The organism is Acidobacteriota bacterium, assembly GCA_020853395.1.
Classification (GTDB): Bacteria; Acidobacteriota; Vicinamibacteria; order Vicinamibacterales; family SCN-69-37; genus JADYYY01.
The window spans coordinates 38,359-57,563 of the sequence record JADYYY010000019.1; the positions used below are offsets into that span (position 1 = coordinate 38,359).

The following is a 19,205-nucleotide window of genomic DNA, read 5'->3' on the forward strand; positions in this document are numbered from 1 at the left end:
CCGGCCATCCTCGGCGTCGCCAGTCGTCCGGCGCACACCCCGCCGGCCGACGTCCGCGTGTAACATGCGCGATAGAAATTCCGCATGTCTGATGGCGAGCGAACGGGTATTCAGATGGATTGGCTGAACTATCACCACCTGCTGTACTTCTGGACGGTCGTCCGCGAAGGCGGCGTCTCTCGCGCGGCCGAGAAGCTGCGGCTCGCGCAGCCGACCGTGAGCGCGCAGGTTCGGCAGCTCGAGCAGGCGATCGGCGAGCGATTGCTCGAGCGCCAGGGGCGGCGGCTGGTGCTCACGGACGTGGGCCGTCTCGTCCACCGCTATGCCGACGAGATGTTCGGCATCGGGCGCGAGCTGATGGAGACGCTCAAGGGCCGGCCGGCGGCGGGCCGGCCGCTGTCGCTCACCGTCGGCGTCGCGAACGTCGTGCCCAAGCTCGTCGTGCACCGCCTGCTCGAGCCGGCCGTGCGCGGCTCGCAGCCCATCCGCCTGGTCTGCCGCGAGGACAGCACGGAGGAACTGCTCGCCGACCTCGCCACGCACGCGCTCGACGTCGTCATCACCGACGTGCCGGCGCCGTCGCACGTTCGCGTCAAGGTGTTCAGCCACCTCCTCGGCGAGTCCGACACGACCATCTTCGCGGCCGAACCGCTGGCGGCGCGCCTGCGCCGCCGGTTCCCGCGCTCGCTGAACGACGCGCCCATGCTGCTGCCGACGCCGCAGACGGCCGCGCGTCGCGCTCTCGATCAATGGTTCGACGCCGAGGACGTGCACCCGCGCGTCATCGGCGAGTTCGACGACCCGGCGCTCATGAAGGCCTTCGGGCAGAGCGGCATGGCGGCGTTTCCGGGATCCTCGGCCATCGAGCGCGAGATCGTCCGTCAGTACCGCGTCCGGCCCATCGGCCGCGCGCGGGGCGTCAAGGAGCGGTACTACGCCGTGTCGGCGGAGCGGCGTCTCAAGCACCCCGGCGTCCTCGCGATCACGACCGCGGCCCGCACGGAGGTGTTCGGCGCGTAGCGCTCGCATAGCCTTTTTCGATATGAAGCGACAGAACTATCTATTTGCTCGCTGAGTCGCCCCGCTTCTATCGTCGGGGGAACGGGCCCGACGCCGGTCCCGGGAGGCGACGATGCCGCTGCTGTTTCCCTTTGCGGAGTACTGGAGCTTCTACGCGGGCTTCACCGGGTTCGTGCTGCTGCTGCTCGCGCTCGACCTCGGCGTCTTCCACCGGCGACCGCACGTCGTCTCGTTCCGCGAGTCGCTGGGCTGGTCGATCGTCTGGATCACGCTGGCGCTGATCTTCGCCTACGGCCTGTACCGGTATGCCGCCAGCCTGTTCGGCGCCGACATCGGCCGCCAGGTCGGCCTGGAGTTCCTCACCGGCTACGTCGTCGAGAAGTCGCTCGCGGTGGACAACGTGTTCGTGTTCGTCCTCGTGTTCGCGTACTTCGCGGTGCCGCCGCCCTACCAGCACAGGGTGCTGTTCTACGGCATCCTGGGCGCCCTCGTCCTGCGCGCGATCTTCATCGCGATCGGCGCCGCCCTGATGCAGTACCACGTCGTCGTGCTGCTGTTCGGCGCGTTCCTCGTGCTGACGGGCCTGAACATGTTGTGGGCACCCGAACGGAAGATCGAGCCGGACCGCAATCCGCTGGTCCGGCTCGTCCGGAGGCTCATGCCGGTGACGCCCGGGCTGCACGGCGCGCGGTTCGTCGTGAGGGTGCAGGGGCGATGGCACGCGACGCCGCTGCTCGTCGCGCTGCTGTTTCTCGAGATGAGCGACGTGATCTTCGCCGTGGACTCGGTGCCGGCCATCTTCGCGATCTCGCGCGAGCCGATGATCGTGTTCACGTCGAACGTGTTCGCCATCCTCGGGCTCAGGGCGATGTACTTCATGCTCGCGGGAGCCGTCGAACGTTTCCACCTGCTGAAGTACGGGCTCGCGCTCATCCTGATCTTCGTCGGGCTGAAGATGGTGTGGCTGAACCGCCTGTTCGGCGGCGAATTCCCGATCGGCCTGTCGCTGGCGATCATCGCCGGCCTGCTGGCCGGAAGCATCGCCGCGTCGCTGCTGTGGCCGAAGTCCGCCGACGGTGCGGGAGGGCCGCGCGATCGGACGTTGATCAGGGATTCAGGAACAGGACGTTGACGGGCGCCGGCGCGTCGACGAGCGGGCCGGCCGGCGTCAGGGCACCCGTGCCCTGATCGATGCTGAACACGGCCAGTGAGTTCGACTCCTGGTTGGCGGCGATCAGCCACCGGCCGGTCGGGTCAATCGAGAAGTTGCGCGGCGTCCGCCCGCGCGTGGGCTCGTGTTCGACGAGCGTCAGCCCGCCATCGGAGCCGACCCCGAAGACCGCGATGCTGTCGTGCCCGCGATTGGATCCGTACACGAACCGGCCGCTCGGGTGCACGTGGATCTCGGCGGTCGTCCCGATGGTCACGCCCTCGGGCCGCGTGGGCACGCTCGCACCTCTCGTGAACGTTCCGGACGCGCCGTCCCACACCAGGCCGGTAATCGTCGAGTCCAGCTCGTTGATGACGAACGCGTGCCGGCCGTCTGGATGGAACGCCGTGTGGCGTGGGCCGGCGCCCGGCGTCATCGACGCGAACGGCGGGTCGTTCGGCGTCAGCGCTCCCGTTGCCGCGTCGAAGCGGTAGACGAGCAGCTCGTCGAGGCCGAGATCGGTGCCGACGAGGAAGCGATTGTCGCCGCTGAACCAGACGGCGTGCCCGTGCGGCCCCTGCTGCCGCGCGGTCGGCCCGCGGCCTTGCCCGCCCACGACCGCGGCGGCCGGCGACAACGCGCCGTCCGCACCGACCGGCAGGAGCGCGTAGTTGCCACCCGTGTAGTTCGCGACCGCAAGGAAGCGGCCGCTGCGATCCAGCACCAAGTGGCACGGGTGTGCGCCGCGCGACGGCTGCACGCCGATCCTCGTGAGCCGGGCCGTGGCCGGATCGACGGCGAAGGCGCTGACGCTGCCGCTCGCGGCGCCCTCGAACGCATCGATCTCGTTGACGGCGAACACGACGCGGCCGTCGGCGCTCGCGGTGAGGAAGCTCGGGCTCGGCGTGTCGGCCGCGAGGCCCACCGGCGTGAGCGCGCCGCTCGCGTCGTCGAACCGGAACGCGTAGATGCCCTGGCTGCCGGTGTTGCCGCCCGTGTACGTCCCGACGTACACGATGCGCCCCGACGCCGGGGGCGCCGCATCCTGGCTGCACGCCGCACAGACCAACAGCAGGCACGTGGTGACGACGATGAAGGACATGACTCGCATGGGGAAGATCCTCGCGGCGATTCACGCCGCCGACGTGCCGGGCCGGCCGGCTTCGACGACGAGCGAGCCGTCGATTCGCGCGGGCGCGCCCGGCGTCGTGACCTGTTCCAGCACGGTGAAATCCGCGCGCATGGTCTCGGGCGTCGCCGTGCAGGCGATGTAGCCGCGGCGATTGCTGTGATACCGGAGGTGCGGGTTGACTCGCTGGATCTCGGTCCAGTTGGCGGCGCGGGCCGTGCCGTTGCCGCCAGACGAGATCGACGAGTTGGTGAACTCGACGGCGACGGTCTCGGACTCTGGGCGGCGGAAGTCGCGCTTGAGGTCGGCGCCGTAGTGCTGATGGACGTCGCCGGAGAGCACGATCGGGTTGGGGGCGCGCGTCTCCACCAGCTGGGCGAACAGCCGATCGCGCGCCGCCGGATAGCCGTCCCACTTGTCCACGCGGAACCCGTTGGGAGCGGACGCGTCGGGCAGGTCGCGCGCGAATGTCGGCACCTGCTGTCCGATGACCGTCCACCGGCAGCGGACGTCGGCCAGGTGATCGAACAGCCATCGCTCCTGTTCGGCGCCGAGCATCGTGCGTCCGGGATCGCGCAGTTCCGCACACTCGAACGGCTGGCCGTGTTCGCAGGCCTGGTTCGATCGGTATTGGCGGGTGTCGAGGACGCTCAAATCGATCAACGTGCCGAACTGGAACCGGCGGTAGAGACGGGCTGCCGGTCCGGACGGCAGCGCTTGATGGCGGACGGGCATCGATTCGTAGTACGCCTGGTACGCGGCGGCCCGGCGGAGGAGGAAGACTTCTGGCGGCGTGTCGTTCTCGTCCAGGTCGCCGGCGTAGTCGTTCTCCACCTCGTGATCGTCCCAGGTCACGATGAACGGCGCGGACGCATGAGCCGCGCGCAGGTCGGCGTCGAGCTTGTACTGCGCGTAGCGGTTCCGGTAGTCCACGAGCGTGTAGATCTCCTGGCCGGCGTGGCGCCGCGCCAACGCCTCGTTTCGGCCGCCATCGTCCCGCCCCTCGTAGATGTAGTCGCCCGTGTGGAAGACGAAGTCGAAGCGCTCTTCGGCGATCCGGCGGTACGCCGTGAAGTAGCCGGCCTCGAAGTGGCTGCAGCCGCAGACGGCGAATCGAAGGCGATCGACGCTGGCACCGGAAGCGGGCGCGGTTTTCGTGCGACCCGTGACGCTCAGCTCGCGGCCGACGCGGAAGCGATAGAAGTAGTCGCGCCCCGGATCCAGCCCGTCCACCTCGACGTGCACGGCGTGACCGAGCTCAGGCCGAGCGACCGCCGCGCCTTTCTGGACGATGCTGGCGAAGGCGGCATCGCGCGCCATTTCCCAGCCGACCTCCACGTTGGCCATGGGCATGCCGCCGCCTTCGAGAGGCTTCGGCGCGAGCCGCGTCCAGAGCACGACGCCCGTCGGCAGCGGATCGCCGGACGCGACGCCCAGCGTGAACGGGTACTCGGCGAACGCCATCTGGGTGAGGACGCGCGTCGACGCGGCAGGCAGCACGACGGCGGCCGTGCCGAGCTTCCAGGCCGCGTTGAGCAGCTCGCGCCTCGACAGGCCGGCGACGACGCGTTCGTAGTGTCGGACGTTCGGTCGGCGATGGAACATGGTGGCGTTGATCCTCGCGTCGCGATGTGACGACCGCATGACCCACGGGCGGACGCCGCTCCGCCGCGACGATTCGTACGGGAGGGCGGCCGATCCACGCGTCCGCTCATGGTTCCAGAGGTTTCGACTGCGGCAGTCTACTGCATCGCACGGCGTCAGGAATATTCCCGATTGGGCCCGGGATCGCAGCCAGGGCGGCGCGAACGCCGCGCCGACGGCGGCGGTACGACTCGTGCTCCTCTCGTCCGCCGGAGGCGTATGCAGGCGAACGAGCTGCCGCGTTTCGATCCGTCGGACAACGAGACCGGATGCTGTCCGCGGTTTCATCCCGAGCCCTGGGAGAACCAGGATCTCCATTTCGATCGCAAGCCGTTCGTGCGCGCATCGACGATCAGCCTGTTTCACGTGCCCTTGAACATGGGATCCGTGTTCTCGCGAACCTGGACGGCGATCCAGCAGGCGCATGCCGATACCGGCGGGTTTCTCGTGCTGAGCCGGGACGAGGGGCCCTGGCACGCCGAGCACCTCTTCGCCGTGGATCGCCCGGTGCCAGGCGCGCAGATGGTCGAGCTGTCGGGCGACTTCATGACGCGGGTCTTCGAGGGACCCTACTCGGAAGCGCGAACCTGGTGCGACCAGATGACCGAGCACGTCCGCGCGAAGGGAAAGGCGCTCGACTCGCTGTACTTCTTCTACACGACGTGCCCGCGCTGCGCGAAGCACTACGGGAAGAACTACGTCGTCGGCGTGGCCCAGGTGCACTGACGCGCTCGCGCGTGCGGCGCGCGCGGATATGCTTCCAGCCGCGGTTTCTCCATGGACACGTCTCAGGTTGCCGGGCTGGTGATTGCCGCGCTGGGCGGCGCGGCCGTGGGCCTCGAACGGCAGTGGTCGGGCCATGCCGAGGGCGCCCGCGCGCGCTTCGCGGGGATCCGGACGTTCGCGATGCTGGGCGGCGTCGGCGGTGTGGCCGGCTGGCTCTGGACCACGGGCGTGTCGTTGCCGGCGACGCTGCTGCTCGGCGGCGCCGTGGCGATCATCGCGGCGGCGTACGTCGCCGGCGCGCGACAGGACGTCGACAGCACCACCGAAGTCGCCGCGCTCGTCGTCGTCGCGGCGGGCCTGCTCGCGGGGCTCGGCGCGATTCGCCTCGCGAGCGCCGTGTTCGCGATCACGACGCTGCTGCTCGTCGAGAAATCGCGCCTGCACGCGCTCGCGTACCGGCTCGATGACGTCGGGTTCCGATCGGGCGTGCGGTTCGCCGTGATGGCGCTCGTGGTGTTGCCGCTCCTGCCCGAAGGCCCGTATGGGCCGGCGGGCGGCGTCCGCCCGCGCGAGCTGTGGGCGCTCGTCCTGTTCTTCGCCGGCCTGAGCTTCGCAGGGTACGTCGCGCGGCGCCTCGTCGGACCAGATCACGGGTACTTCCTGACGGGGCTGCTCGGCGGGCTCGTATCGTCCACGAACGTGACGTTCACCTTCGCCAGGACGAGCCGCCGCGACGGCGGATCGGATCGCGCGCTGGCGGTCGGCGCGGTGGCGGCCAACGCCATGCTGTACCCGCGCGTGCTCGTCGCGGCGGGCGTGCTCAACCCCGCCGTGCTGGCACCGCTCGCCGCCTTCCTCGTGCCGCCGGCGGCCGTCGCGATCGCGATCGCGATTCTCGCTGCACGCCGGGCCGACAACAACGCGCCTCCACACGTGACGGGAGGGAACCCGCTCCAACTGCTCGGGGCACTGCAGATGGCCGCGCTGTTCCAGGCCGTGCTGATGCTCGTGCACCTCGCCCGCCGGTTCGGCGGCCAATCCGGCGTCTTCACCTCGGCCGCGGTCCTGGGGCTGAGCGACGTCGACGCGTTGACGGCGACGATGTCGCGCGAGATCGCGCGGACGATGTCGCCGGAGATCGCCGCGACGGCGATCGCGATCGGCGTGTTGGCCAACACCGGCATGAAGTTCAGCCTGGCGCTCGCGCTTGGAAGCGCACGGTTCCGGACGATCGCGGGCGGTGCGCTGGCGGTCGTCTTCGCGACGTCGGGCGCGGCGCTCCTTCTTTTGAGATAGCCTCGGCCGGCCGACGCCGGGGCTCCTACAATGATCGAGGAGGCGCCGTGCGCGTGCTGGTTGGCTACGCGAGTCGATTCGGATCGACGAAAGAGATCGCCGCTCACATCGCGGAGCGGCTTCGGCGAGCCGGCGTCGATGCGGACGCGCGGGACGTGCTCGAGATTGGCGACGTCGCACCCTACGGCGCCGTCGTGTTCGGCAGCGGCGTCTACGACGGGTCGTGGACGCCGAACGCGACGGCGTGGCTGCGCGGTCACGCCGCCGAGCTGACCGCCAGGCCCGTCTGGCTCTTCAGCGTCGGCTCGTTCGGCGATCGCCATCCCGTGATCGGCCATCTCATCGTCAGGGAGCCGAAGGACATCGGCGAGATCGAGCAGCTCGTCCATCCGCGCGAGTACCGCGTGTTCGCCGGCGTGCTCGATCTCCAGCATTGGCCGGCGTGGGGGCGTCTCGTGTTCAAGGCGCTCGGCGGACGAGACGGCGACAACCGGCACTGGCCCGACATCGACGCGTGGGCTGACGCCATCGCGCAGGCGCTTCGGCCGGTCTGAGCCGCTGCCAGCGGCCGTCAACCACTCGTCCGATCCGGCGGCTTCGGCCCGATTCGGCTGCGCTATGATGCGCGAAGTCCTCCGGCGCTCGCCGATCCTTCATCCGTCGTTCTCGCGGAGCGGTTCATGACACGACTCCGGCTGATCGCGCTGCTCTTGGCCTGCGGCGCGGCGACGACCGTCGCCCAGCAGGTCACCGACCGGACCTGGTCGCCCGGCGTGCAGAAGGCGCCCGACGAATCGCCGGCGCTGTCGCCGGCCGACGAGATGGCGCGTTTCCACCTGCCGCCGGGATTCCACGTGGAGCTCGTGGCGAGCGAGCCGCTGATTCAGGATCCGGTCGCGATCGACTGGGACGCGGACGGGCGCATGTGGGTCGTCGAGTACCCCGAGTTCGTGCCCGATCTCGAGACGCCCGAGCCCAATCTCGATCCGATCGGCCGCATCGCCGTCCTCGAGGACGCCGACAACGACGGCCGGATGGATCGGCGGACCGTGTTCGCGGATGGTCTCGTGCAAGCGCGCGCCGTCAAGGCGCTCGATCACGGCATCCTCGTCCTCGAGCCGCCGAACGTCTGGCTCATGCGCGACACGAACGGCGACCTGAGGATGGACGCGAAGGAGCTCGTCGGCACCGGCTACGGGCGCCGCGAAGGCGGCGTCGAGGGCAACGCCAACAGCTTCCAGTGGGGCCTCGACAACTACCTGCACTCGGCCGGATCGAACGTGTCGTACTCGCTGCGGCTGAAGGACGGCGTCTTCGATCGCCGGCCGACGCTCTCGCGCGGCGAGTGGGGCGTGACGCAGGACGACTTCGGCCGGATGTTCCGGAACTCCAGCGAGTCCACGCTGCAGGTGGACCTCGTGCCGACGCCCTACTACGCCCGCAACCCGACGCTCATCCGGACGCGCGGCAGCTACGAGGTGCTGACGAACGACGTCAACAACATCAACGAGGTCTGGCCCGTCCGGCCGAACCCTGGCACGAACCGGTCGTACCAGTACGGCGTCACCCGGGCGTCGGACGGCACCGTCGTGCAGGTCACCGCCGCATGCGCGCCGATGGTGTATCGCGGCGACCGGCTTCCCACCGAGCTGTACGGCAACGTCTTCGTCGGGGAACCGACGGCGAACTTCGTCCGCCGGATCGTCCTGGAAGACGATGGCACGACGATCCGCGCGCGGAGCGCCTACGATCGCGCCGAGTTCCTGGGGTCGACCGACGAGCGGTTCCGTCCGGTGTTCATCTCGAGCGCTCCGGACGGCACGCTGATGATCGTCGACTTCTACCGCGGCGTGATTCAGGACCGCGCCTCGACGACGGTCTATCTCAAGAACTACATCCGGCAGCGGAAGCTCGACGCGCCGATCGGCGTTGGCATGGGGCGCGTGTTCCGCGTCGTGCACGACACGACGCGCCGCGACCCGGCGCGGCCGCAGCTCTCGCGCGCGACGCCGGCCGAGCTCGTCGCCGCGCTCTCGCACCCGAACGGATGGTGGCGCGACATGGCGCAGCAGCTCCTGGTCGAGCGCGGTGCGCGGGCGGCCGTTCCTCAGCTCGCCGCGCTGGCGAGCGACTCGGCCGCGCCGACGCCGGCGCGCGTGAAGGCGCTGTGGGTGCTCGACGGCATCGACGCCATCGACGTGCGCACGATCACCGCGGTGCTGCGGGATCGGTCGCGCGACGTGCGGACCTCGGCGTTGCGGATCGCCGAGCGATGGCTCGCCGATCCGACGAGCCCCGTGCAGGCGGCGGTGCTGGCGCTCTCCGACGATCCGGACTGGCAGGTGCGGGCGCAGGCCGCGGCCTCGCTCGGAACGCTGGCGCCTGCGCCGCGGGCGGCGGCGTTGGCCTCGCTGCTCGAGCGCCACGGCGACGAGCCGGTCGTCGCCGACGCCGCGCTGAGCGGCGCGCGCGGCGTCGAGCGCGCGATCCTCGAGAAGCTGCTGCACGATGCGCCGCAGACGGCCGCGCACGAGGCGGCGATCGTCATGGTGAGCGCGACGATCGTCCGTGCCGGGCAGGAGGACGCCGTGCAGGCGACGCTGTCGGCCGCCGCGACGCCGGTCCGCGCCGCGTGGCAGCGCGCCGCTGTGGTGCGCGGCGCCGAGGTCGCGCTCGTGCCGAACACGCCGATGCCGGGCGTTGCGCGGCGCGGCGCCGCACCGTCCATTACCGCGACCGCCACCAATACGCCGGGCGCGCCGTGTCCGACCTGTCCTGGCGGCCGCGCGGGCCCGGGCGGTGCGTACGCGTTCGAGGACGCACGCGGCCCGGCCCGCGGGACGCCGCCCGTCGTCGCGGCGCGCGGCCGTGCCGGCGGCGCGACCCAGGGCAGCGGCATCGCCGGGCGAGGCGGCGGGCCGCGGCTGCGCGTCCTCCGCGAGCCGACGGCGTTCACCACGCTGGCCGGCGGGACGGACGATCTCTCGGCGCGCGCGGCCGCCGTGCTCGCGCGAATCGACTGGCCCGGCAAACCGGGCGCGGCGGCTCCGGCTCCGCCGCTCACGGCGGCCGAAGAGCGGCGCTTCGACGCCGGACGCGAGCTGTACCGCGACATCTGTCAGGCCTGTCATCAGCCCGACGGGCGAGGCCAGGCGCTCGTCGCACCACCGCTCGTCGGCTCCACGCTGGCGCTCGCGCCCGCGGACGTGACGTCGAGAATCCTCCTCAATGGCAAAGAAGGCGCGGTCGGGCTGATGCCGCCGATCGGCTCCACTCTCAGCGATGATCAGATCGCCGCGGTGCTGACGTACGTGCGACGCGAATGGGGACAGACGGGCGACCCGGTCGATCCGGCGACGGTGCGAGCCGTCCGCGCGCAGACGGCCGCCCGCGCCACGCCGTGGACCGACGACGAGCTGCTGGCGCTTGTCGCCAGCCGCGGCGGACAGTGACGCGGCCGCCGGCGACCGACGCGATCGATCCGCGATCAATGCCCGTCATCACGCGCTGAGACGATCGCGGGCGCGGGAGGGCCGCGCCGCGGCTCTAGGCTTTCGCCGATCGGAGCCGCATCGTGGCGCCGTCGACGACGAACGTTCCAGCGCCGTGATGGTGGATCGTCCTGGGACGCTTCTGCGTCCGATCGATCCACGCCTTCACGACTTCCAGCACGAAGAGGTTGTACTCGCGCACGAGCCGCCGGTCGTGGACCCGGCATTCGAGGTTGGCGAAGCACTCCGCGATGAGCGGCGCCTGCACCCGCGCGGCCGGCACCGCGGTGAGGCCGAACGCGGCGAGCTTGTCGACGGTGCGTCCCGAGACGTTGCCGATCTTCACGACCGTGCGCGCCAGCCTGGCCGATGGAATCGCGATGACGCACTCGCTGGTGGCCCTAAGCGCCGCGAAGCTGAAGTTGGCCTCGCTCACGATGCAGGCGACGAGCGGCGGCTCGAACTCGACCATCATGTGCCACGACATGGTCATCACGTTGGCGCGCCCCCGCCGGGCCGTCGTGAGCAGGACCACAGGGCCGGGTTCGATGAGCCGGTAGACCCGAGAGAGAGGAAGCGGCTTCATGGCCGTGAGCCGGATCGTCTCACGGCGCGGGTGCGAGCGCAGCGGCTGATGGGGGAACGTCTGATCGGGGAAGCGCGGGGACGGTTGCTGCCGGCAACCCGGTCCGGCCGGCCGGCGCGTGGGCGCCAGCCGACCGGATCGTGACGTCAACGTTTACGGTGCGGCCGAGTCGAGAACCCAGCGCGACAGCCGATCGTCCGGCAGGAGTCCCTGCGTCGACATGCGGTAGTCCAGGCCTTCGAGCCGCTTGCGGATGCCGTTCTCGATGCCGCCGAAGGCCAGCACCAGCGGGACGATCAGGACGCGGCGGCCTTCGCCGATCGAGCGCGTGACGCGCTGGCGCAGCTCGGCCGTCGCCGCATCGCGCACCGCCGGCGGCGCGTCGTCTCGAACCGTCATGACCTCGACGCCGGCGAACGGCGCCGCCTGGCGAATCGTGCCGGCGAGGATCTCCATGTCCCGGAGCCACAGATCGTTCTCTGCGTCGCCAACCGGGCCATGAGCCACGACCATTACGACTTCGGACTCGGGCCGTTCGCTGATCGCCCGCGCGCGAGCCGTGAGGATGTCCGCCACGACCGGCGAGTGATCCAGCGCCGTCGCCACGCGAATCGGCACCGGCGAGACGACGGGCCGCGTCGCGTTCGGGTCGGCATGCCCGGCGTGCGCGGCCATGTCGCCCGCCGGACCGTGGTGCATCGCCGCGAACTTCGCGAGATCGGCTGGCGCCTCGGCGCGAGCGCCCAGCAGGAACTCGGACGACTCGAAGACCGAGCTGTGCGACGACACGAACAGCGGCACCGCGACGATTCGCCCGACGCCACGTCGGACGAGCCGATCCACGGCGCCCTGGATGTTCGCGCGATCCGCCATGCCGAACGCCACTTCGATTGGCCTGCGTTCGTTGACGGTGCCGGCCAGCGCGCCGACCATCTCGTTCCAGGCCGGCGATCCGCCGTGCGCCAGGAGCAGGACGCCGGTGCTGTCCGTTGCCTGCTGCGCGTACACCCTCGTTGCGCTGACGAGCGCGAGGGCGAACATCGCGCAGCGTATGACGACTCGGCGGCGCGGACGCGCCGCACCACTCATCGATCTCATCGATCTCATCGATCCCAGGACCATCGCACTCCTCCACGGAATGACCGGCCGATTTCCGGCCGGTAGATCGGCAGCGCTGTGCCGGCGGCGGACGTCTGCCCCGTGTTCGGGTCCTGGCTGTCCGTCAGATTGTCGATCGCGACGAACAGCTCGACCCCTCGCACGATCGGCTTCGAGATCGCGGCGTCCCAGAGGGCGAACGCCTTGGCCTTCGTTTCCGCGCCCGAGCTCGCCGACCGCGACACGATCCACGCGTCGTAGAACGAGCCCCGCAGGTTCACCCGGAAGCCGCCCAGGTGCCGCGGAGTCCAGTCGGCCCGGAAGTTCCCCTGATGGCGATTGCGGCCCGTCAGCCGCAGTTTCGTCGCGACGTCCACGGCCGTGAGGAACGTGTACGAACCGCTCGCCCGGACCTCGAACGGGAGCCGCGCTTCGCCCTCGAGCTCCACGCCTTCCGTCCTGGCGTGCGTCACGTTCTTGTAGATGAACAGCAGCCGATCGAGCTGCACGTCGAACGCGGCGTCGATGCCTTCGGTCGCGCTGATCGCCGCGAGCTGTGCGGCCGACGTGATGGTCCCCAGGCTGACCGACTCGATCAGGTTCGTGATGTCGTTGTGGAAGTAGTTCACCCCGACGCGCCCCTGCGCACGGTTCAGATCGGCGCCGACCTGCCACGAGCCCGAGCGCTCGGGCGAGAGGTGCGGGTTGCCGATGACCTGATAGAAGTTCGTCGGATTGAGGAACCGGTAGTAGAGCTGACCCAAATCAGGCGCGCGGAACCCTCGTCCGAACGACAGATGCGCGGAGAGGCCGCCCGACGCTCGCATCGTCGCGGCGATCTTCGGCGACACGGCGGTGCCGAAGTTCGAATGCCGGTCGACGCGGACGCCGGCCACGATGTTGAGCGGCGCCACGGGGTGCACGCTGTACTGCGTCCAGAGCACTCCGGTGGACGCCGTGTTCCCGTCGATGTCGCGGATGCGATTGGTGCCGCGATACCGATCGTGCATCCACTCGACGCCGCCGGACAGCTCGTGCCGCTCGCTGAACTCGCGGCGGATCGACGCGTCGAGCTTGCCCAGCTCCTGCAAGAGGTCGCCTGGCGTCAGGGGCGTCTGCGTCGCGTTCAGCAGGAATCCCGTGGCGGTCTCGCGGTACCGGCCGCGATAGGCGCGGAACTCCGCGGACGTGACGGGATCGATCTGCAGCGTCGCCGTGCCGGCGAACGTCTGGGAGTTGGTCGAGACGTTGCTCTGCTCCGGGCCGGTTTCGCCGGTCGCTCGGCCGACCTGCGTGTTCCAATAGCCGGTTGCAGTGCCGGTCAGCCGCCAGGAGGCGTTCGGCTGCGTGGTGCCGCGGACGGTCAGGTCGTTGCGTTCGAGGCTGGCGCCGGTCGTGTCGAGCGTCGACGGCGTCAAGTCGAACGAATCGCGCGTGTGCCGTCCCACGCTGAAGAACATCGTGCCCTTCGATCGCCGGACGCCGAGATCGGCGGCCGTGTCCACGACGCCGAAGTCGCCGCCCGACAGGCGCAGCGACGCCTCGAGTGGCCGGCGCGGCTCGCGCGTGATCAGGTTGATGACGCCACCGATGGCGTCCGACCCGTAGACGGCCGACGATGCCCCCTTGACGACCTCGACGCGGTCGAGGCGCGAGACGGACTCGCGGTCGAGGTTCACGACGCCGCTCTTGACGCCGCGCGCGCCGACGATCGGCTGGCCGTCGACGAGCAGCAGCACCTGCCGGGAGTCGATCCCCTGAATCTGCTCGCCGGCAGCGGCGGTCCCTTCGGAGCCGCGGCGGGTCACGACGCCGGCGACGCCGCGAAGCGCCTCGCCCACGGTTTCGATGGCCGAGTCACGGAGCGCCTCGCCCGCGACCACCACCACCGGCACACCCGACGTGTCGCGCGTCGTCACGTCGCGGGCGGCCGACGTCACGGTAATGGTTTCCTGATAGGGGCGTGGCTCGAGCACGACGCGAAGCGGTGCAGTGCCCGACGCCGGTACATCGACGGCGGCGGGGCTGAACCCGGCAATCGTCGCGACGACCTCGTAGCGCCCGGCGCCGACGCCGGGGAACACGAACTCGCCGGCGTGGTCGGTCATCCGAATCCGATCGTTGCCCGTCGTCGCGCTGCGCAGCACGACCGAGGCACCCGCCACCGGGCGGCCCTGGGTGTCGACGACGACCCCCGAGATCGCCCGTGCGACGCGTGAATCCGCGCCCGGCGAATCCTGGCCGAGCACGCGAGCCTGAATGGTTGACTGGCCACCATGGATGACGGTCATGCACAGCAGCGCGGCGGCGAGCTGCTGCACTCGCTTCCTGGACATCGAGCCTCCGGTATCTGGGGGTTGCGTCTGCGGCCCGAGGCCCGTACGATGCGGGCGGGACGCAGTCGCTTCCACGCGTGAAAGGTCCCTCCGGACCTGCGTCTCGGGGCCAATCGGGCGTTTGCCGCGCCCAATTGGCCCACTTCTATCGAGAGCCAAATTACATTACCAACCGGCAGATTGGTATGTCAAACACATGCGTTAAGATTCAAACATGGAGACGTGGAAAGAGTTCGACGCGAACGAGCTGACCCACAGCGCCGCTCACCACCTGCTCGCGATCCACGACGTCGGCGAGCCCTACGGCGGATGGGCGCGGGTGTCCGACATCGCGCGAGCCTTGAACATCACGCGAGGCAGCGTGTCGATCACGTTGCGCGTGCTCAAGAAGCGCGGATGGGTCGAGACCGACGCGCATCGCCTCGTCAAGCTCTCGCCAGCCGGCCTGCAGATCGCGCACTCGGTCAAGGCCAAGCGCGCCGTCGTGAAGGCGTTCCTGACGAGCGCGTTGGGTCTTCCGGAAGCGCAGGCCGAGATCGACAGTTGCAAGATCGAACACTTGATCAGCGACCAGACCGGCCAGCGGCTCATTCAGCTCATGCAGTTCCTGACCTGCGACAGTTCGGCCGCCATGGAACGGCTGACGTTCTTCCAGCGCGAGCCCGGCCCGTGCCCGACGACCGGCACGTGCGAGGTGTGCAAAGGGCACTGCCTCATGACCGATCTCGAGCGGGCCGTCTGACGCGGCGTCTCCCATGAACCTCGAGGAGGTCGTCGACGAACTGAACCGGCTGATGGCCGAGGAGCTGGAAGCCTCGCTGCGCTATCTCCAGATGCGCTTCCGCCTGGCGGGTCCGGGACAGGGCTCGGCGGCGCAGTTCTTCGAAGACGCCACCCAGGAGACGCTGGAACATGCGCACGCGATCGCTCATCAGATCACGATGCTGGGCTTCGTCCCCGCGCTTCGAATCAACCTGACGCTCGACGGCGACCCGATCCCGCCGGAAGACGCGCTGGCCGAAGCGCTCGAGATCGAGCAGCAGGCGCTCGAGGCCTATCGCGAGTTCCTCCCGCGCGTCAGCGACTCGCCGCCGCTGGCCGCCTTCATCCAGCATCAGATCGACGTCGAGACCGAACACGTGCGGGAGATCCTCGCGATCGTCAAGCGAGCCTCTGCGCTGAGAGTCGTCGAGCCCGATCCCGGTTCCTAGCGATCGCAGTGCTGTGGGGCCGGAACCGCGTGGGCGCGCTCGACGGCCGCGCGATCAACGGCGGGGTCCGCGTGGGGTTCTGATTCGGCGCGCCGTTCGCGTCGGGACGCGCTGATTCCTCTCCCGCGTGAGATTGCGCGCTCCGCACCCGTCGCATAAGATCAGGCGCAAATCAGAACGATCGAGCGACGCGCAGCGGTCCGTGCGCGCGGAATTCATCGGGATGAGGCGAAGTGTATGGTGCGTTCGAGGTCCTCTCGTGTGAGAGTGGTTCTGGCGGCGCCGCTCGCCGCGGCGTGCGGTTCCTCGAACGAGCTTGCGGCGGACCACAGGGATCGGCGCGAGATCTGGAACGGTTACAGGAGCGCGCGCTGACGGGCTGCCGCATCGGGCGCTGATCTTCGGCGTCCTCGACGGATTGGCAACTCGAAGAGACCTGGTTGGACACTCGCCACGCGGGTCTTCCTCGTCGGCATCGGCACGCAGAAGACGACGCGTATCCCATCAGGCAACGCAACATTCGTGCGGCGCGAACATCGTTGTCGGCGCATCGCGTGAGCTGAGATCGGTGACTCCGTGAGACCAACAACATGCACGCCTACGACCTGATCCTCACGCTCACCGGCGGTCTCGGCGGTGCGCTCATCCTGGGCTACATCACGCAGCGGCTCGGCCTGTCGCCGATCGTCGGCTACCTGCTGGCGGGCACGCTCGTCGGCCCGCACACGCCAGGATTCGTGGCGGACGCGGCGTTGGCCGAGCAACTCGCGGAGATCGGCGTCATCCTGCTGATGTTCGGCGTGGGCCTGCAGTTCCACATCGAGGAGCTGCTCGCGGTGCGCCACGTGGCCATCCCTGGCGCCGTCGCGCAGAGCGCCGTGGCCACCGTGCTCGGCGCTCTGCTGGTCCGCGCGTTCGGCTGGGACTGGTCGTCGGGTCTGGTCTTCGGGATGGCACTCGCCGTGGCCAGCACGGTCGTCCTGGTGCGCGTGCTCTCCGACAACAACGATCTGCACACGCAGGCCGGGCACATCGCCGTCGGCTGGCTCGTCGTCGAGGACCTGTTCACCGTCATCGCGCTCGTGCTGCTGCCCGCGCTCTTCGGCGAGGCCACGGCCGGCACGCCGCTGTGGGTCGCGCTGGGGCTGACGGCCCTCAAGGTGTCGGCGCTCGTCGCGTTCACCGTGCTCGTCGGCACGCGCGTTATTCCCCGGGTGCTCGACTACGTCGCGGACACACGGTCGCGCGAGCTGTTCACGTTGACCGTTCTGGTCATCGCCCTGGGGATTGCCGTCGGGTCGTCGCTCGTCTTCAGCGTGTCGATGGCGCTCGGCGCGTTTCTCGCCGGGATGGTGGTGGGCCGCTCGGACTACAGCTTGCGAGCCGCCTCTGAAGCGCTGCCGATGCGCGACGCGTTCGCCGTGCTGTTCTTCGTCTCGGTGGGCATGCTGCTGGATCCCGGTTCGCTGATGGCGTCGCCCGTGCTGGTCGCGGGCGCACTGGCGGTCGTGCTTTTCGGTAAGCCGCTCGTGGCGCTCCTGTTCGTCTGGGTCATGAAGTATCCGTTCAGGACGGCCCTGACGGCAGGCATCGCGTTGGCGCAGATCGGCGAGTTCTCGTTCATCCTCGCGTCCGTCGGACGAGATCTGGGCGTGCTCACGCCCGAGGCCACGAACGTGCTCGTCGCCACGTCGATCGCGTCGATCGTGCTCAATCCGGTCGCGTACCGCACGATCCGGCCGATCGAACGGTGGGCGCTCGCGCGTCCGCGGCTGTGGGCGCTCTTGAACCGGCCATCCTCGGTTCCCGCGGACCTCGCGCGCTCGCGCCTCGACCGTGGCGATCCGAATCATCGGGCCGTCGTCATCGGCTTCGGGCCGACGGGCCGCACCGTCGTGCGGCTGTTGCGGGACAACGGCATCGCCCCGACGGTCGTCGAGCTCAACATGGACGCCGTGCGCGCGCTCCGGCAGAACGGCATCGACGCCATCTACGGCGATGCCACCCGTCCCGAGACGCTCGAAGCGGCCGGGATCGCGAAAGCCGGCAGCCTCATCCTGGGTTCGGCCGGCATGGCGAACAGCGAGGAAGTGATTCGCACCGCGCGTACGGTGAATCCGCAGATCCGCGTGCTCGCGCGCGCCGCGTACCTGCGCGACGTCCCTCCGTTGAAAGCGGCCGGGGCGAACAGCGTCTACTCAGGGGAGGGCGAAGTCGCGCTCGCTTTCATCGAAGACATTCTGGACAATCTCGGTGCGACCCCCGAGCAAATCGACCGCGAACGCGCGCGGGCACACAGCGAGCTGGTCGGCAGCGCATGACGAAGGCGGCCGAGCGGATTCGAAGGAGTCACATGGCGAAGACGACGACACGCACACGTCGAGGCCGGCGGACGGGCCGGTTCACGCTGGACGAGGCGTTGATCGCGCTGTTCATCGGAGCGATGAACGCGAACGATCACGTCGCGCCGGACGAGGCGGCGCGCGCCCAGCACTTGATCTGGTCGACACGGCGATTTCGGCGCAAGTCCGGAGACGCGGTGGGCAAGCTCACGCAGGAGATGCGGCGCCTGATCGAGGATTCGGACGCGAAAGCCGTGATCACGCGCGCGGCCCGGGCCGTTCCTGCCAAGCTTCGTCCATCCGCGTTCGCCTTGGTCGCGGATCTCTTGCTCGCGGACGGCGAGCTCGAGGGGCGAGAGCGACGGTTTCTCGTCGGGCTGGGCGGCGAACTGAAGCTGGACCAGGCCGCCGCGCGCCGGATCATCGACGTGATCGTGCTCAAGAACCAGCTCTGACGCGCCCGGCTGCGTCGAACATCGGGTCGCCATGCTCACACTTCTACGGACGAGGTTTCTGGAGACAGTCAAGGCGGTCGCGCCGCTCGTCGGCGTCGTCACCGCGCTCCAGGTCTCGATCGTCCAGGCGCCCGCGGCGTTGTTCGTCCAGTTCCTGGCGGGATCGGTGCTGGCGATGCTCGGGATGCTCCTGCTGTTCGCGGGAATCGACGGCGGCATTTTGCCCATGGGCAGGTTCATCGGTGCCGAGCTTCCGAGAAAGCAGTCGCTCTGGTTGATTCTGGGCGTCGCGTTCGCGCTGGGTTTCGCCACCACGGTCGCCGAGCCCGACGTCCTGGTCCTTGCAGGACAAGTCGAGCGCGCGTCTGAGGGCAGCCTCCGGAGCCACGTGCTCATCGTCATCATCGCGGTCGGCGTGGGGCTGTTCACGGCGATTGGACTCCTGCGCGTCGTGCGGGGGTTCTCCATGGCCGCGCTCCTGGCCACCGTGTACATCGTCATGATCGCGTTGTCGCTCGTCACGCCGGACAACTTCGTGCCGTTGGCGTACGACGCCGGGAGCGTGACGACCGGCGTGCTCACGGCGCCGGTGGTCCTTGCGCTCGCGCTGGGCCTCGCGTCGGTTCTCGGCGAACGATCGGCCGTCGACGACGGATTCGGGCTGCTCGGCCTGGCGTCGGCCGGGCCCGTCATCGCGGTGCTCTTGTTGGGCCTCCTGTGA

At 69.6% G+C, this 19,205-nt stretch carries 16 protein-coding genes; 11 read left to right on the forward strand and 5 right to left on the reverse strand.

The window, feature by feature from the left end:
* Positions 1 to 114: 114 nt before the first annotated feature.
* Positions 115 to 1,020: a transcriptional activator NhaR gene (gene nhaR, locus IT184_16715; protein MCC7010454.1), complete on the forward strand. Its 906-nt coding sequence runs from the start codon at positions 115 to 117 to the stop codon at positions 1,018 to 1,020.
* Positions 1,021 to 1,132: 112 nt separating this feature from the next.
* On the forward strand, positions 1,133 to 2,152 hold the full coding sequence (locus IT184_16720) for a TerC family protein (protein ID MCC7010455.1): 1,020 nt from the start codon (positions 1,133 to 1,135) through the stop codon (positions 2,150 to 2,152).
* Here IT184_16720 and IT184_16725 read toward each other — a convergent pair.
* Both IT184_16725 and IT184_16730 read right to left on the reverse strand, forming a co-directional pair.
* Positions 2,127 to 3,281, reverse strand: coding sequence for a lactonase family protein (locus tag IT184_16725; GenBank protein MCC7010456.1), 1,155 nt, complete (start codon positions 3,279 to 3,281; stop codon positions 2,127 to 2,129). The two genes, IT184_16720 and IT184_16725, sit on opposite strands and share 26 nt — an antisense overlap.
* A 21-nt stretch (positions 3,282 to 3,302) precedes the next feature.
* Positions 3,303 to 4,904, reverse strand: a complete 1,602-nt coding sequence (locus IT184_16730) for an alkaline phosphatase D family protein (GenBank protein MCC7010457.1) — start codon at positions 4,902 to 4,904, stop codon at positions 3,303 to 3,305.
* 258 nt (positions 4,905 to 5,162) lie between these two features.
* On the opposite strand from IT184_16730, the gene IT184_16735 reads away from it, so the two are divergent.
* The 4 genes from IT184_16735 to IT184_16750 all read left to right on the forward strand — a co-directional run bounded on the left by IT184_16735 (position 5,163) and on the right by IT184_16750 (position 10,417).
* Positions 5,163 to 5,669: a hypothetical protein gene (locus IT184_16735; protein ID MCC7010458.1), complete on the forward strand. Its 507-nt coding sequence runs from the start codon at positions 5,163 to 5,165 to the stop codon at positions 5,667 to 5,669.
* Positions 5,670 to 5,720: 51 nt separating this feature from the next.
* Positions 5,721 to 6,965: a DUF4010 domain-containing protein gene (locus IT184_16740; GenBank protein MCC7010459.1), complete on the forward strand. Its 1,245-nt coding sequence runs from the start codon at positions 5,721 to 5,723 to the stop codon at positions 6,963 to 6,965.
* 47 nt (positions 6,966 to 7,012) lie between these two features.
* On the forward strand, positions 7,013 to 7,519 hold the full coding sequence (locus tag IT184_16745) for a flavodoxin domain-containing protein (GenBank protein MCC7010460.1): 507 nt from the start codon (positions 7,013 to 7,015) through the stop codon (positions 7,517 to 7,519).
* 126 nt (positions 7,520 to 7,645) lie between these two features.
* On the forward strand, positions 7,646 to 10,417 hold the full coding sequence (locus IT184_16750; protein MCC7010461.1) for a c-type cytochrome: 2,772 nt from the start codon (positions 7,646 to 7,648) through the stop codon (positions 10,415 to 10,417).
* A 94-nt stretch (positions 10,418 to 10,511) separates the two neighbouring features.
* On the opposite strand, the gene IT184_16755 is transcribed toward IT184_16750, so the two are convergent.
* The 3 genes from IT184_16755 to IT184_16765 form a co-directional block, all read right to left on the reverse strand.
* Entirely contained in the window at positions 10,512 to 11,042 is a 531-nt protein-coding gene (locus IT184_16755; GenBank protein ID MCC7010462.1) for a flavin reductase family protein, read from the reverse strand.
* 153 nt (positions 11,043 to 11,195) lie between these two features.
* Complete coding sequence (locus tag IT184_16760) at positions 11,196 to 12,083, reverse strand: hypothetical protein (GenBank protein MCC7010463.1); 888 nt, start codon at positions 12,081 to 12,083, stop codon at positions 11,196 to 11,198.
* Between the two features lie 62 nt (positions 12,084 to 12,145).
* Positions 12,146 to 14,476, reverse strand: coding sequence for a TonB-dependent receptor (locus IT184_16765; protein MCC7010464.1), 2,331 nt, complete (start codon positions 14,474 to 14,476; stop codon positions 12,146 to 12,148).
* 214 nt (positions 14,477 to 14,690) lie between these two features.
* Between IT184_16765 and IT184_16770 the strand changes: the two genes are divergently transcribed.
* From IT184_16770 to IT184_16790, 5 genes are all read left to right on the forward strand, one after another.
* Positions 14,691 to 15,218 (forward strand): metal-dependent transcriptional regulator, encoded by a 528-nt coding sequence (locus IT184_16770; GenBank protein ID MCC7010465.1) that lies wholly within the window; start codon positions 14,691 to 14,693, stop codon positions 15,216 to 15,218.
* 13 nt (positions 15,219 to 15,231) lie between these two features.
* Entirely contained in the window at positions 15,232 to 15,687 is a 456-nt protein-coding gene (locus IT184_16775; protein MCC7010466.1) for a ferritin-like domain-containing protein, read from the forward strand.
* A 590-nt stretch (positions 15,688 to 16,277) separates the two neighbouring features.
* Entirely contained in the window at positions 16,278 to 18,008 is a 1,731-nt protein-coding gene (locus tag IT184_16780; GenBank protein ID MCC7010467.1) for a cation:proton antiporter, read from the forward strand.
* Between the two features lie 32 nt (positions 18,009 to 18,040).
* Complete coding sequence (locus IT184_16785) at positions 18,041 to 18,484, forward strand: TerB family tellurite resistance protein (protein ID MCC7010468.1); 444 nt, start codon at positions 18,041 to 18,043, stop codon at positions 18,482 to 18,484.
* A gap of 31 nt (positions 18,485 to 18,515) precedes the next feature.
* Positions 18,516 to 19,205, forward strand: coding sequence for a DUF1538 domain-containing protein (locus IT184_16790; GenBank protein MCC7010469.1), 690 nt, complete (start codon positions 18,516 to 18,518; stop codon positions 19,203 to 19,205).